Origin of the sequence: Flammeovirga pectinis, from assembly GCF_003970675.1 — a bacterium.
Taxonomy (GTDB): domain Bacteria; phylum Bacteroidota; class Bacteroidia; order Cytophagales; family Flammeovirgaceae; genus Flammeovirga; species Flammeovirga pectinis.
Map to the genome: position 1 here is coordinate 823,990 of NZ_CP034563.1, position 17,077 is coordinate 841,066.

Annotated in this window: 7 protein-coding genes; 4 read left to right on the forward strand and 3 right to left on the reverse strand. The window is 31.6% G+C overall.

The annotated features are described in order from the left end of the window. Positions 1-35: 35 nt before the first annotated feature. Positions 36-3,920, forward strand: coding sequence for a PKD domain-containing protein (locus tag EI427_RS23395; RefSeq protein WP_170178595.1), 3,885 nt, complete (start codon positions 36-38; stop codon positions 3,918-3,920). Between the two features lie 79 nt (positions 3,921-3,999). On the opposite strand, the gene EI427_RS23400 is transcribed toward EI427_RS23395, so the two are convergent. Continuing rightward, positions 4,000-4,710, reverse strand: coding sequence for a GDSL-type esterase/lipase family protein (locus EI427_RS23400; protein ID WP_126619608.1), 711 nt, complete (start codon positions 4,708-4,710; stop codon positions 4,000-4,002). A 129-nt stretch (positions 4,711-4,839) separates the two neighbouring features. On the opposite strand from EI427_RS23400, the gene sigZ reads away from it, so the two are divergent. Both sigZ and EI427_RS23410 read left to right on the forward strand, forming a co-directional pair. After that, on the forward strand, positions 4,840-5,385 hold the full coding sequence (gene sigZ, locus EI427_RS23405; protein WP_126619610.1) for an RNA polymerase sigma factor SigZ: 546 nt from the start codon (positions 4,840-4,842) through the stop codon (positions 5,383-5,385). A 597-nt stretch (positions 5,386-5,982) separates the two neighbouring features. After that, positions 5,983-6,786: a hypothetical protein gene (locus tag EI427_RS23410; protein WP_126619612.1), complete on the forward strand. Its 804-nt coding sequence runs from the start codon at positions 5,983-5,985 to the stop codon at positions 6,784-6,786. On the opposite strand, the gene EI427_RS23415 is transcribed toward EI427_RS23410, so the two are convergent. Beyond that, positions 6,787-7,230 carry a hypothetical protein gene (locus tag EI427_RS23415; RefSeq protein WP_126619614.1) on the reverse strand — a complete coding sequence of 148 codons (444 nt, stop codon included), beginning with the start codon at positions 7,228-7,230 and terminating at the stop codon, positions 6,787-6,789. It abuts the gene before it with no gap. A gap of 75 nt (positions 7,231-7,305) precedes the next feature. After that, the gene (locus EI427_RS23420) at positions 7,306-9,204 is read right to left on the reverse strand and encodes a DUF4493 domain-containing protein (RefSeq protein ID WP_126619616.1); all 1,899 of its coding nucleotides are present in this window, start codon (positions 9,202-9,204) and stop codon (positions 7,306-7,308) included. A 185-nt stretch (positions 9,205-9,389) separates the two neighbouring features. On the opposite strand from EI427_RS23420, the gene EI427_RS23425 reads away from it, so the two are divergent. Further along, positions 9,390-17,075 carry a T9SS type A sorting domain-containing protein gene (locus tag EI427_RS23425; RefSeq protein ID WP_170178596.1) on the forward strand — a complete coding sequence of 2,562 codons (7,686 nt, stop codon included), beginning with the start codon at positions 9,390-9,392 and terminating at the stop codon, positions 17,073-17,075. Positions 17,076-17,077 lie beyond the last annotated feature (2 nt).

The following is a 17,077-nucleotide window of genomic DNA, read 5'->3' on the forward strand; positions in this document are numbered from 1 at the left end:
ACTATCCGAACTAATATACTATTAACATGAATGAAATGAATTTTACAAAAAAAACAATTGTACTATTATGTTGCCTTTTGGTAGCTGCATCACAAGTATTTGCAGGTACTATACGGACAAATGGTACAATGGCCAGCACACTAAAAGCAAATGATTTTGCAGTAACTACACCAGGCTTATTACAAGCAGAAAACTACAGTAATGTAACAGGAGAAATAGAAATAGAGTCTTCTTCTGATACGGACGGAACATCTACTGTAGGTTACTTTGATCCGGGAGATCTTCTCTCTTTTGCTACAAATGTACCTACTGCTTTTTCAGCAAAAATTAAGTTCAGAGTAGCATCATTACCAGGTGGTGATTTAGTATTAACTACTAATAATGGTGATTTACTAACGATCCAAATTCCATCTACAGGTGGATGGGCAGATTGGCAAACACAAGAAATAATTGTTGACTTCCCAGTATCAAATATTTTGAATATTGGAACAACAACAGGTGCTATTAATATTAATTGGATTGAAGTTGAAGAAAACGATTGTCCTAACCCTGCATTAGCAAGTTTAACAATTAAAGCAGAAAGTCTTTCTGTATTACCAAATAATTCAATTCAGCTCCTTCTAGAAGCATTTGATGGTTGTGGAGTACCTGTGGCAGTAGCTGCACAATGGTCTGCAAATGCACCAAATGGCTTATTTATAGCAGGAGATAACGAAACAACAGAAATTATAAGTGTGCAAGCGGGCGGCTTAACTACTTCTGTAACTGTTAAGGTTGAAAGTTTATCTAAAAGATACAATTTTGTTGTAAACCACCACGGGCGTTTACAAGCTAGTGGCAACAGTATTGTAGGTAAAAACGGAGAAACTGTAAGTTTAGCCGGTAACAGTTTATTTTGGAGTAGTGCAGCCCCAACTTGGTACAGTAAAACTACTGTAGATTGGTTAGTAGATGACTGGAACACACAAGTTATACGTGCAACAATGTCTGTAAACCCAAAAGATGGAGCAGGTTTACCTTGGAACTCTAACGATTATGTTCAATCTCCAGAGTATACAATGGGTTTAATGCAAAACGTAATTAATGCGGCAATCGAAAATGATATCTACGTAATGGTAGATTTTCATGAGCATTATTCTGACCAATATACTGCAGAGGCAATTAAATTTTTTGGGGATATAGCCAAACAATATAATGGGTACGATAACATTATATACGAATTATGGAATGAGCCAATTAACGACTCATGGGGAACAGTAAAAAACCATGCGGACCAAGTAATTGCAGAAATACGTAAATACGATCCAGATAATTTGATTGTTGTTGGTACTCCTTTTTACTCACAAAGAGTAGACGATGCAGCAGCAAATCAAATTCAAGATAATAACGTTGCTTATGCTTTGCATGGTTATGCAATCGAACCTGCACACGGTGCTTTAAGAAAAGGATACAGTGTACCAACAGTTGGTACTGAATGGGGAATTGGTATTAATGATAACGGTGGAGGAGAAACTGGTGCTTGGTTAAACTATTGGAGAAACCAAGATGGTGGTAAAATCCATGTAATGTGGGCAGTAAACAATAAGCAAGTTAACGGAGATGAAAACTGGTCTATTCTTAATGCGAATGTAAATGCAGAAGGGGGATGGAGTACAAATGACTTATCTACTTCTGGAAGATTCCAAAGGGATGTGATGCGTGGTTGGATTGATTATACTCCAGAAGTAGCTTGTACGAACGAGTCTTTAGAAAGTATTACTATCAATGCAGCAGCAACATCTGTTACAGTAGGTTTACCTTTAACTTTATCAGTTGCAGGAACAAGTACATGTGATAATACTTGGAACTTACAAGGAGAGTGGTCAGCAAATGTAGTAAATGGCGTATTTACAGCAACAGAAGTAGGTGTAAGTACGGTTTCTTATACAGACCAAGGTATTTCAGCTACACTTCAAATTACTGTAACACCCAATCAAGCACCAATAGCTAATGCAGGTGCTGATCAGTTTTTAGTGCAACCAATTACGGCATTAAATTTACAAGGTAGTGCATCTGATGTAGAAGGAGATGCTTTAATGTATTCTTGGACACAAATTAGTGGACCAATTACTACATCTATAGAAAGTCCAAATTCAATACGCCCATTAGTACAAGGCTTATCTGTTCTTGGAGAATACGAATTTGAATTAACCGTAAATGATGCCAATGGTCAGACATCTGACATTGTAAAAATTACTGCAGTAGCAAATACACCTCCAACAGTAAATGCAGGTGTAGATCAAAATGTTATTTTAGGGAGTAATGCAAATTTATCGGCAAGTGCAACAGATGCAGAAGACGATAACTTATCGTATACATGGTCTCAAGTAAACGGACCAATAAGTGGTACAATTAATAATTCAAATGCTGCGCAAACAACGGTAAGTGGTCTAACTGAACTTGGTGTTTATACTTTTGAAGTTGGTGTATCAGATGGAACAAGCTCTGCTTCAGATCAGGTAACAGTAGAAGTAACACCAGTTGTAAATCTTTTAACAAATGGCGATTTTAGTGCAGGAACATCAGCATGGACAAGCTTTGTTTTTGAATCTTCTACAGCCTCTAATACAGAAGTTAACGGAGTATTTAAAAGTACAATTAATTATGGAGGATGGGAAAACTGGCACGTTCAGTTCTACCAAGGTGGTTTAACTATTGAAAATAACCAATCGTATACCTTAAAATTTAAAGCAAAAGCAGCAAGTAATCGTTCAATTCAGGTAGGAGTAGAGAAAAATGGTAGCCCTTACACCGGTCATTTTTCTGCAACACCACAGTTAACAACAACTATGCAGCAATTTGAGTTTGAATTTACAATGGCAAACCCAACAGATAGTAATGCTCGTGTTGCTTTTAACTTAGGTAGCGCTAATGCTGATGTAGAGATTGACGATGTAGTGTTATTACCAGGAACGGGTTTACCATCTAACGAAGTACCAGTAGTTACTGTAGGAGCCGATGAGTTTTTACCAAAAGGGACTACATCTACTACTTTAACAGGTGCAGCAACAGATGCAGATAATGGTCCGCAGACATTAACGTATGCATGGACTCAAACTTCTGGAGCGGCAGTAACAATTGTATCACCAACAGCACAAGTTACAGCAGTAACAGGGCTTACAAATGGAGGAGTTTATACTTTTACGTTAACGGCTTCAGACGGTGAAGATACAAGCAGTGCAAATGTAGAAATTGAAGTTGAAGATGATATAATAATTTTAACAAGAATTGAAGCTGAAAACTATTCTGGAATGGATGGTGTGCAGACGGAATCTTGTTCTGAAGGAGGTCTTAATGTAGGGTATATTGATGCTTGGGATTGGTTGTCTTTTGATAACATCAATATCCCTACAACTGGAACTTATACAATCTCTTATAGAGTAGCGAGCCAAAATGGTGGCGGACGTTTAAAATTTGAAAAAGCAGGTGGATCTGTAAACTACGGCGAAATTTCTATTCCTAGTACAGGTGGATGGCAAAACTGGACAACAGTTTCTCATCAAGTTACACTAACTGCAGGAAATCAGAACTTTGCTATTGCAGTACTGGAAGGTGGATTTAACATTAATTGGTTAGAAATTTCTTCAGGAAGTTCTTCATCTGCTAGAAAAATGGACAACAGTAAGTTAGAACAAGAGTTGACATCGCAATTGATATCACTTTACCCTAACCCTGTACAGCAACAATTAAGTATTGAAGGTTTATCAACTACAGCTTCTAGATTAGAAATTTATTCTACAGGAGGAATGATAGTAGAAAGCATAGACCTTTCAGAAAATAAAACAGTAAACGTTTCTGTAGAGAACCTTAAGGCAGGGATCTACTTATTACGTGTATACGATAACGATATAATCCAAACTAAGAAGTTTATCAAAAGATAGACGAAATTTCATTCTTGATTAAAATTTTAAATCACCCCAGTACGTTATTACAACGTGATTGGGGTGTTTTTTTTCCTACTTATTTTTTCACTATTTCTTTTATAGCATCAACCCAAATAGCATAACCTTCTTCATTAAGATGAGTACCATCAGTAGATAACTTATTATTCATCAGACCATCTTTATCCTGAAATAGGGGGTTTAAATTAATGTAGGTGAAGTTTTTCCCATTATGTTCCATTACAAGTGTATTCACTTTATTAATTAATGGAGCCATAAAATCTTGATGATCTGGCAATATGCTTTCTACATATATTTCTGTTGTAGGAGAAATTTCATGTATTTGATCAACAATTTTTATGATATTACTTGCTACATATTCAGCCGATGGAATTTGCTTCTGAAAATGTAAATTGAACAGATCGTTTACTCCAATCATAATAAAAACCTTAGATGGTTTATAATAAGCTATCTCACCAAGTCTTAGTAAAACACCATCAGTTACATCGCCACTTATACCTCTATTTTTTATATTTGGAAGACCAAATTTAGCACCCCAATCACTGCCTTGTTCAGTAATGCTATTTCCTAAAAAGACAATATCTTTATGTACCAAAGGGGTTGCTTTAAATACAGAAATTCTTTCTTTATAATGATTGGCCGTCCATTCTGAGTGATACTTTACCTGCATTGTTTTATCTGGATAAAAACTACTAGTATCTACTTTATTTTTAGGCATACAAGAAAGTGAACTAATAAAGAGTAAGGTTATATAAAAGAGGTTTTTCATGTTTACTTTTTTTGGTTTAAAACTTATGAAGATAAAATTATCACAATACTAAAACTTATTAGCTTTAACCATGTATCTTTTTTTAATTATTACGTCTACATTGTAAATGTGGTATTTTAGGTTTAAAAAATGATGAACACAAACGAAATATGGAGACAGTTTAAAGATGAATTACTTGGCTTTATAAAAAGTAAGGTAAATGATGATGCTCTTGCTGAAGATATTTTACAAGAGATTTTTATCAAGATTCATCAAAAGAAAAACAGTCTTACAAATAATCAGAAATTACAAAGTTGGGTGTACCAAATTACACGGAACGCAATAATTGATCACTACAGAAAAAAGAAAAATAGTATTACAGATATAAATGCATTAAACCTACCACAAGAAACAGAAGAAGATAGTGCTAGTTTTGTAGCCTGTACAGAGTGTGTAAAACCATTTATATTAGAGCTTCCAGAAATCTATAAAGATGTTTTACTTAAAGTTACCTATACAAAAATGTCGCAGAAAGAGTATGCCGAAAATATAGGCATAACTTACCCAACTGTTAAAGCTAGAATACAGAGGGGTAGAGAGAAACTAAAAACATCTTTTGAGAATTGCTGTAAAATAATTGATGGTGAATTTATTGAACGAAAGATCTCTTGCTCAAGTGGTTGTAAAAATAAATAATATTTTTTTCTGAAATCATGTATCCTTTTTAAAGTCTTGCGTCTCTAAGAGTGAAAATACAAAATGAATAAATCACTTATAAAAAGTAAAGTTATGGAAGACAATAAAAAATGCTGTGAGAACCAATCTTGTACATGTAACTGTAATTGCGAATGCAAACAAGATGACCAAGGTAATTGCACTTGTGAATGTAATCCTGTAGAAGGAGATGCACATAAAACGACATGTTGCACACCACCTAACGGTTGTTGCTAACAAAAAAATAATCCTCTTATACTTAACAGTAGGGAGGATTTTTTTGAATTTAAAAACCCACACGTAATAAGTGTCATCTTGATAAACCTTCGTTCAACTTAGGACGTTGCTATGCAACGTATCTACATATTTCTGGAATAGAAATAATGATTTAAAGAAACAAAATTTTTACGGATAACAAAATAGGTTGTTTTTCTTTTGATAACTCCTTTTTTAGTCATAATTTTTTTAAAAAAAATGGTTGATGTTCAGTTTTTGTCTAGTTGTATTTGTTATGTGAGAGAAGTAATAGAAGTAGTATTGGGTTTTGAATAAAAACAGAATTTCTTAATTTCTTTAGTAATGAAACTATTCGCTATTCTCTCTCTCTTATTTATTTTAAGTTATCAAACTTTGGCTCAAGATGATGATAAAATTGAGTTATCTACCGATTTATTTTATGGAGTAATTCAAATAACTAATACATTCAACAGTTATTCTTCAGAAAATGGAGCTAATATTTGCCCTAATAATTATATTAATTTTGGAGGAGGTCTTTCATGTTTCAACAATAGACCACCTTATTATTTTTTATTTAATAAAATTATATTAAATAATTATGGTTCTACTTCTTTCTCACCCAATGAAATAGCGTATAATTATGACACTCAAAGACCTTTAGAGACTAGTTTTATTGTTTTGTATTCCAAAAATGCGGACGTGGTTAACTTTAGTGTTGAATTTGATACTTATGAATTTAATATAGTTTCTGAAACGGATGAGAGTTTTGATAAAATTGGAATTCGTAGAACTGAAGATCTTAATATATTAGAAATAGATAATTTTACTTTGTTACCTCATGATTATGAATTTGGTACAGTATACGAGCATGTAATAGATGTTGTATATATCGATAAACCCATTGATGAGTCTAGGCCTAAAGCTATAGGTCTTGAAATACACCCTCCTAAGATTTTTAATCTTTTGAATGCCCCATACGAGTGGCATCTTAAAAATGGAGAAGGTAATATTACAGTGATTAAAGATAAAAAGGTACTTAATTTAAACGAAATATTATGTTTTGAAAGTGTAACTGTAAGTAATAGTCTTTGTATTTCTGAAGAGTATAAAGTAGTTAATGATTTAGTAGTATTTATGAAGAGGTAATTATTTTACTGTAGGCGTATCATCAGTAAAATATACACTTTTATACACAATAATTAATTTTGAATCTGTATAATTTTCTACCACAGTTTCTGTTATCGGAGCCCAATTAGTGTTTTCTATAATTACATTTTCATACTCATCAGAAGATTGTTTTTCGCATTCACTTGTACTACTTCTATAGTAGTATACTTTTATGGTTATATTTTCACTATTAAAATAACCAGAATGTGAAGTCTTTTTTCCAGATAAAGCATTACCATTGATCTCTGAAATATATGCTCCTGAATAATGGAATTCATGTAAGCAACCTGAATCTGAATCTTCTCCAAATTCAGTGGATACACTAATAGTATAGAAATATGAATTAGCTTCTAAAAGTATATTTTGAGAATAGGAAAGATGTGAAATCAAAGTTACTATGAGTAGTGATAATAAGTTTTTCATGATAAAATTGGTATAGGTGTTAGTGAGAAAAAGGGAAAGCGTCTCCACTTCCCCTTTCTTATATTTTAATATGCTTTATTCTGGAGCATTTTTATCGTCGTAAGTTAAATCAAAAGTTCGTAATCTATCTATAATATCTTGTGATATTGTTCCTTCAAAATTATTATTGTCTAGATGTAGGCTTCTTAAATTTCTCATGGTAGCAAAGAATTCAGGTATCGTTCCTGAAAGTTGATTATGTGAGAGATATAATGAATATAAAGTACTAATTTGTTCAATTTCTTCTGGAATACTTCCTGAAAGTTGATTGTTAGAAAAATCTACGTGAGTTAACTCTGGTAAGGCTCCTAATTCTTTTGGGATTTCCCCTGTGAATTGATTATCATTTAGATATAAAACATATAGGTTCTCCATTAATCCAAATTCACTTATAATATTACCTGTTAGGTTATTACCTGCTAATGATAACCAAATTAACTTATCTAAATTTGCGATTGCGTTAGGGATTGAGCCTGTTAAATTACCATATAAATGTAGCGAAGTAAGGTTAGTAAGATTATAAATTGATGAAGATATTTCACCAGTGAATTGACCTTCTATTACAAGTTCTTCTAAGTTTGTTAATTGGTATATTTCATTAGGTAAGTCACCCGTAATACCATCAGATTTTAATTTTAGAATTTTTAATTTTGTGAAATCACCTATATTTTCTGGTATTGTCAATAAGTTGTAATTCAAGTCTTTGATAATTAACTCTTCTATTTGAGTCAGTTTTTTTAATTCATCATTAAAGCTTTGATGGAAAGGTTCACCTATTACACCATATACATCAGAGACAGATATCCATAAAGTTTTTAAATTTTTAAACTCTGAAAGTTCATTTCCAATCGGAGTAGTAGAGAAACCAGTGAAAACTAAATGTTCTAGTTTATTGAACATAAGAATGTTATTCCAATCAAATTTTCCGCCAAAGGTTTTTAAACTTGTTAATTGAGAAGACGAAAAGTATTCAATAGGTAATGTTTTGTCATCAGGTAATCCTCCACCTGCTTTTCTGTGATTAATTTCTAATGTTTTTAGATGCGTTAAATTTTCAATAGAAGTTGGTAAAGGTTTAATAATATGAAGTTTTAATGAATCCACAAATCCGTCTTCATTAACATTTATACCGTACCATTCGTTAAAAGGTACATCATCTCCCCAATTATATAAGTATGTAGAATTTGGATGTATTGATTCTTTAATTTCCATCAATACTTCTTTTTCCGTCATTGGAGTATATTCCTCACCAAAAAAGACTACATCATTCTCTTGATTGTAGTTTACAATTACAGCAACTTCATAGTTACTCTTTAGTTCAGAAAATTGAGTCAGTTTAACTCTATCAACATCCTCTTTGGTGTAATTTACACGAACAATTGGGCTGATCGTATTTTCTACTATACTAAAGAAACCCTCTTTATTTTCTGTGAAATTTAAAAGGGCCTCTTCTGTATAAACATCTGCAGAAGCATCAGGGTATTTATTTTTAAAAGTATCAGAAAAAGTAAGTTTCACCTTTGCATTCAATAATGCACAAGTGATATCTATAGCAGTATTACTCCCATATGCAATAGTAAACTCTTGTGTAGCAGAATACAAAGGATTGTCAAAAGCAGCAGGTTGTTCTTCTCCAGAAGTTACTACTATTGAGTATTTTCCTGTTTCTAACTCTTCTTGTTGTGCCATGTCGGCATAGTTGTCAAATACAGCAACTTCTTCATCATTCTTTAGAATTTTCACTAAGAAATTATCTGTTGAAGTAGTGTTGGCAGTTCTCCCAAAACTGACTTCAGTAGTATTGTCTAACGCAATGTTTAAAGAGAATGTACCTGTATATTCAACAGGCTGTTGATCAGTTTCTTCTGTTGTACATGAAAAAAGACCAAGGAATAGAAGTACAGACAGTACTTGTGGTTTTAGTTTAGTTTGCATTGTTGCTGTTTTAGTTGTTTTAATTCACAATTATAAATTAAAAGTAGTGAAAATTTTCAAATGTTATAAAAAAAACTTAAAATTGTAATAGCTAACATATTAAAACTATTTTAGAGCTAACGTATTTGTGTATAGAAACTAACGACTAATTTACTGTGAAAACAAACTATATATTACTATTTTTAATGCTGATTTTTTCAGTCAATTTTTCTTATGGGCAAGAAGAGTTTGGTGGGTTTCTTTGTGGTGATCAAAGCTTTATAGCCCCCTCTTTTTTATCGAACGACTTTCTTGATGGGAAGAAGTATACTTGGGAATTAGAAGGGAGAACAATCAATAATTTAGGTGGTGATTATGAAAATAAATCTGATTTAGGTTTTGAAGATATATTAAGCTATGAAACAAATAGCTCGGAAAGTAATGTATTAACATCTAATAATAAAGAGTTCTTAGGTAGACAGTTAAGAATTAGGGTGACTAGAGGAGGGTTTCAGAGTAAATGGGAATATTTTTATATTTTCCCCAAAATGCTATCAGGATCTCTTGGTGTTAAATCAGATATTGGTTTTTCTATTACAGAAGAAGAAGTTAGCTCTTGTTTAGGTGATAATTATTCTTTGTCTCTTGATAATGACATAGGAAATTATAACACAGGTGATCAGTTTAACCTTATTATTTATAATAATATAAATGACAATTGGTATACTGGCAGTGGAAGTTCTATAAAATTAAACCTAATTGAAAATAGTGTTTTAGAATACAATGGCAGTGGGTTTGATATAATTAATCATTCAAAAGCAAATATTGAGCTAACTTCTGAAAATAATAAAATTATACTTTCATTAATATCAGGTATTGCAGATCAACATTATAGTTATTTTATTCAGCTAACAGAAAGATTAAATACATCTAATGCTGAAGAAATTTTAAATGATTTCAAAACTTTATTAAAACAAAAAAGAGAAGGTACTGATGCTAATAATTGCGGTGATCCATTACTAATTAATTTTGATGAATCAATAACCAAAACACCGTTAACAATTGATGGTGATGAAGTGGTTTCGAACTATTTCTCCGTAACATCTGATGCGAAAGATTATTATGGGCAACCGTTAACATTTTCGCTAAATGTTGATGGGGGAGGTTATGGAGAAATAGATCCTGAATATAATTATAGTGAAGCATTGACAGTTAATGCGGTAGAGTGGCCTAATGATGGTTCATTGCTTATTTATAGCAATATTTCAAGTTCTAATAATGAAGTAGATTTAAATGTTTGTGAGGATAGTTACACATTATCTTTAACAACTACTCCTCCTGATGCCCCAACATTTAGTGCTAATCAATCTCATATAGATAATACAGAAGCATTAGGAAGTATTTCTCTGTTCTCTGCAAGTAATGATATCGGTTCTACTAATTATTATAATGTAAAGTATAAGTTGTATAATTCAAGTGATGTATTTATTAGTGAATCAACTACATGTACTTTTTTGGAATTAATTCCAGGGACTTATAAAATAAAAAAATATATCGAATCTGATGCAACAGCACCAATCCCTACAGTTAATTTCTATATTCAGGGTAATATAGTTATTAATAACACTAGGTCGTCTATTTATATTAATAGTCCAATTCAATTTGTAACCGAAAACCTTTCCTTAGGTAACGAAAATACAGCAACTATAAATTACAATTTACAAACCCAAATAAATACTGAAAGATCTAGATATTTAAAATGTATTTTAAAAGGAAAGGATACAAATACTTTTAGTAGTGAGATTTTTGTAATAGATACTACAAGTTACAACCTAGAATTTCAAAATGTACCTATAGGCTCTTACAATGAAGATGCACTTGAGTATGATTTAGAAGTCATCGAATATGATTCTAGTTTTACCACAGTAATTTTTACAACAACATTAGGTAGTGTACTTTCAACAAAAGAGGCAAGACCCATAGAATTCGTAGATTCTGAATTTATAAAAGTACCATACAATATGGGGGCGTTTTCTAACGAACTTACACATTTTCGTTACCGCTTAAGAAGAGATTCTACTTATAATTCTACTTATGAAGTGTTTTATGTATTCAGAGAGAATAACGGGTGGAGTTTTATGAATAGTGCTTCTCTAAATTTCTTAAATGAAAATGGACACTCTTTAATACAAAACCAATATGGACTCATTGCAGATACAGCCTATTATTTTATTGCTTTTGATGGTAGTTACACAAATAAAGGTGAAGTTTTAGATTCTCTTTTGTCTTTCCCTTCAACTTCAAAATATAATGGTAATGCAATAGTTGAAGGACCTTTCAGCTATTCTACATATAAAAGTTCATTTGAAATTAGTACATTAACGAGTACAAAATCAATAGATGAACATTATCAAATAGCTTGTGAAGGAGATTTGACAAGAGCAAAAGTTTTAATTATCAATGATACTATTCCAAATTATATAACACTAACTAATAGACCTTATTTTTATGTAGGTAGAGAAGACACTCTTCCAATTAATATAAACGATTTTCATCAAATTGATACAGATAGTACGTTTCAAACTTTAGAAAGTGACCTACTTTCGGCAGCCAATTATTCAGTCTATTTATTAGAAGATACAGTACATACACTTAACCTTAACTCTGTAGATGGGACATCATTATTTGGTTATTATAAAGCTGGTGATTTTATTATTAATGAGCCTGATAAACTGAATTTATTAAATTCAATTGACAGTGTTTTTCCTTCAAACTCAGGTAGTATTTACCATATATCTAGACATAATGGTTCTGATGGGAAATTTAAAACTCAGATTATTGGTGGTGTAGCAGATTTTGAAGTAATGTTAAGATTAGCAGATGCAACCAAAGTATTTACAACGAAAGACCAATCCCGTACAGCCTATTTTGATAGTTTAGGTTTAGGTACTTATGCAATTACAAGTATTTTAGATTCGAATAATTGTAGTAACATTCAACAGGGTAATAATAGCATTAATTTGTTAGCACCAGACTCACTACTATTTGATCAATATGAATCATTATATGATTATGGAAATTTAGGGTTATATGAAATTTCTGAATTTGGAGGGAATGATGGTACAATTACTTATAACATAAAAGGAGGTATTGATAACTACAAAACAACATTATATTATAGTGCAAATAATTCTATCTTTTCAAAAAAAGACAGTGCAATGGGTCTTGATGGAGAGCAAGAATATTTATTCGAAGAATTAACGAAAGGCTATTATCAGCTTGTTGTTACAGATAGTTTTTTTAACCAACAATTACCGGAATCCTATTTAATAGATACTGTAAAACTAATTACTACAGATAATCTTTGGACTTCTGGAGATATTGCAATAGACAGTGTAATAGAATTAAGAGAACCGGATAAATTAATTGTTACTATAGATTCATTAAAAAATTATCAAACGGTAAGTTCTCTTCAGGATTATCATTTAAAATGTAATTTTGGAGGTTTAGCAAAAACAGGAAAAGCTTATCTATCAATGGAAGGAGGTATTCCATATCAAGAAGGAAATAATTATTACTATAAAGTTTTATATAATCGATTCTCTGTAGAAGATTCAATTAAGGTTATCGTAACGCAAAATCTTAATGGAAAATGGAATGCAGTAGATAGTATTTCAAATTTAGTAGTGGATAGCCTTGGTGTAACCATTATTGATAATCTAAGAAAAAGTAATAGTAATGATACTCTATTAATTGCACCACCACCGTTAAGTGTAATTTATGAGACTCCTATAAAACCTAATTGTATCGATAGTTTCGATGGTGCTATTCAAATGGATATACAAGGAGGAATACAACTTTCTTCAAACGAGAGTTACCTTCTAAAATTTGGTAATACAAGTATCCTCTTCGATACAATTAGTAATTATATGCAAGGGGAAGGGATGAAAGAGTTTACTGTAAATGATGCGTATGATTGTCCTTGTGAATTAGTAAATGATAGTTCAAGTCAATATAAAACTTCTTTTTATGAAGTAGATTCATTGTATGAAATGAAGAAATTCAATGAATTAATGATTACAAGTATTTCGGATAATAAAGACACAGTAATAGAATTACCTCTATTACATTACTATTTATCTGATTATTTTCCTTTTTCTGCTAATGTAATCTCTGATTCTGTAAGTTGTTTTAGTATCAAAGATGATCTATCCAATGAATATCAATATTATAACGACGGGAGTATATATATCAATAAATTTTATGGTGGATCAGGAGAAAAATATAATTTAAATATAAACAGAAATGGTGTTTTTACAAGGCAACTTCTTGATATAAGTAGTGATAGTCTAGTGCATATTGATTCATTGATAGAAGGTATATATACTATTGAAATTAGTGATAGGTTTTGCAATGTATTTAGACCAATAGATACAATATATGTAGAAAAATATACAGGACCTTTAGATCTTGAAACTTTAGGTAATATAACCCGACTGAGTAATGTAGAAGTGGGAGAGCCAGACCCTCTTGAAATAACAATTACTGCAGAAGAAACACTTTGTTATGGTCTAGAAACTGCGGCAATGGATATGAGTATAGTTGGCGGACATTTACCATATACAATTACTGTTTACATTGAAAATACTGCAAACATAGGTGGCTTCGATACACTAATTGATCAAGTAACAACATCCTCAAACAATTATAGATTAGAGAATTTAAAAGGGAATAAAAACTATAGAGTTCATGTTTCAGATCTTATGTCTTGTGAAGTAGAACCTAGGTATAAAAAATCAATTTATAAATATAAAGAAGAAGAAAAATTTTACGGGGTTTATTTTGTTCCAGAAAGAGATCCAGTACATATCCCATATGATATAGAGATTCAACACGAGGATATTACTTGTACAAGTGTAAATGATGGAGAAATTAATTTTACTTCTTTAGGTAATATGGCTGGGACTCAATTTAGGTGGAAAAAAGCAAAAGGAGGGTATACTCCAATCGTTTCAATTACAGACCCTTCACAAGTAGAACAATTAACATGGAGTAATTTGGGAGATGATGTTTTAATATTACAATATTTAGAGAATGCGGGCTGTGATTGGAAAGATTCTCAAAGAGTTGTTGAAATAAAGATCAAAAAAGATTTAGAAATTGAAGATATTGATATTGTAAAAAATAATTCTTCATTTACATTACTTACATCATTAAATTCTATAGGTAGTCACCTTAAAATAGAATATGATAATGGCAATGGGTATCAGATACTAAGTGATAGTATTGTTACTAATAAAACACCATTTTTCAGTAATTTACAGGAAGGGAAATATCGTGTAACACTTTATTATAAAAATATAGTAGAATGTACTACCGATCAGAAAATAATAGATACCTCAATCGCAAAGGTTTTAGAATACTCTTCAGTTATTAATATTATAGAGCCAAGCTGTGGGGATAATGCAGATGGTGAAGCTACTTTCACATTATTGAATAGGTTAAACACGGAAATAAGTAGTATTGAATGGAAAGACAATACAAATAATGTAATTGGTAATGATTGGCAGATACGTCACCTCAAAGAGGGAAATTACACTTTAAAATTAATTGATATTTTAGGTATTATATCTGAAAAAAGTTTCCAATTAGATGCACCAGATGAATTAAGTATTACTCAAAACTATGTTGAATCTCCAAATTGCGTAAACGGAGATGATGGTGTTATGGCATTAAATGTATTTGGAGGTAGTAATGAATATATTTTTGAATGGACAAATCTATTAACTAATCAATCAATAACAACTTTAGATAATAGACTAGAGGCAGCAGTAGGTACTTATCAAGTAATTGTATCTACTATTGATAATGTGAACTGCAATGTAATTGGAGAATTTAGTGTACCTGAAGCAGATTCTTTATTTGTAGATGATATAGAGATAATAAACCCTTCTCACTATGGAGCTACTAATGGTAGCGTAACAATAGCACCAAAAGGTGGTGAGGGGCCTTATGTAGTTTATTGGCCAGATCAAAATAGTTATGGAAATTCAATCTCAGGTTTAACCATTGGTGATTATCCTCTTACAATTATAGACAGAAATGAGTGTACAAAAGATACTATAATTTCTATTATTGAAGAGCCTGAACCAATAGCAATAGCGATAATAACTGCAATGGATGAATCTTGTTTTGGTGCACAAGATGGTGGTTTGTTAATAGATGTAACAGGCGGTACTTCTCCTTATATAGTTCAGTGGAATAATAATCAGAGAGGAACTAGTTTAACAGGTGTTAGTGCTGGTGAATATATAGTAAATATAACGGATTTAACGGGTCATTCTGTTTTGTTTACTACTACAGTAGAAGGTACAACACCAATTGTAATTAATTTAGATACACTGGTACATCCATCTTGTGTAAAAAGTAATGATGGTTGGATACGTTTAACAGTAGAAGGTGGTAGTGGTAATTATGTTTTTAATACACCTAATATTATTTCCATTCAAGACGATAGTGATAGTTACTTATTGCAAGGTTTTTCTGATGGAAATTATACCATTGAAGTGAATGATGAGAATGGGTGTTCCTCATCGTTATATAATAATAGATTCTTAGATCCAGATCCAGTAGAACTTAAAGAATTCACAGTAATACCACCTCTATGTGCTGGTGATACAAATGGAAGTATTACAATTGATAGTATTTCGGGTGGATCTGGAGAATATATAATTGAATGGTTAGAGAGTGGTAGTAATTCTTTAACGCTTAATACGATTACAGAAGGAAGTTACACTGTAATAATAACAGATAAAAACAAGGGATGTTCTATTGAAAAGAGCTTGTATGTCTCTCAACCAAATGAACTAGAAATAGAGTTATTAGATATACAGCACCCTACTTGCGTAGGAGATGCAGGCGGTACACTATCAATTAATGTAACAGGTGGAGTTAAGCCTTACTCTTATAGTTGGTCAGATGGTCAAATTACAGATAATGTAATCGGTCTTGAACAAGGTTTTTATACTGTAGAAGTAATAGATGCCAACGGTTGTAGTATTAACGCAACTTATGAAGTTATAGATCCTGAACCAATTAGTATTGAAATTACACACTTACAGGATGTCATTGAAATTTGTAATGGAACAACATTTATATTAGATGCAGGAAATGAATGGATAACAACAATATGGACTTCAGATATTGGTTTTTCATCGAGTGAGCAAACAGCTATAATTACAGGAGCAGGAAATTATGAATTAGAAGTGACGACTGAAGCTGGCTGCCAAAAAACTGTTAGTTTTGAAGTTATAGAAAGAGACGACCTACTTAATGCAAATTTTGTAATAGAATCGACACCTGATAATGCTACAGAAAGTTTTGTTATAATAGATTTATCATGGCCACTTCCTGAAGGAGTAGAATGGGAAATTATGCCTGAAGTTACTGTTTTAGATAGTACTAAACATGAACAAGAAATTCGGTTTACTCAAGAAGGCATTCATAAAATAATAATGACGGCATCTTTAGGAAATTGTGTTGCTGTTGTAGAAAGAGAAATAGATGTTGTTATAGGGGATAATGGTAGGCTTACTATTAATGATGAAATTGCTAATGAAAAAAGTATTGAAGAAGAAAAAATAATATTTGATGCCTATCCTAACCCATCAGATGGAAACTTAAATATCTTTGTTGAATTTACAGAAGTGCAAGATGCACAAATGGCATTAAGGCTATTAGGAGATGGAAGATTGGTTTGGAATAAACAATTGAAAAATCAATCAAGTTATGCTTTCCAATATTCTAACTTAAAACTACCAACGGGGATTTATTTATTACAATTAACTACAAGAAATACTGTAGAAGTAATGAAAGTTATGATACTTAAATAATT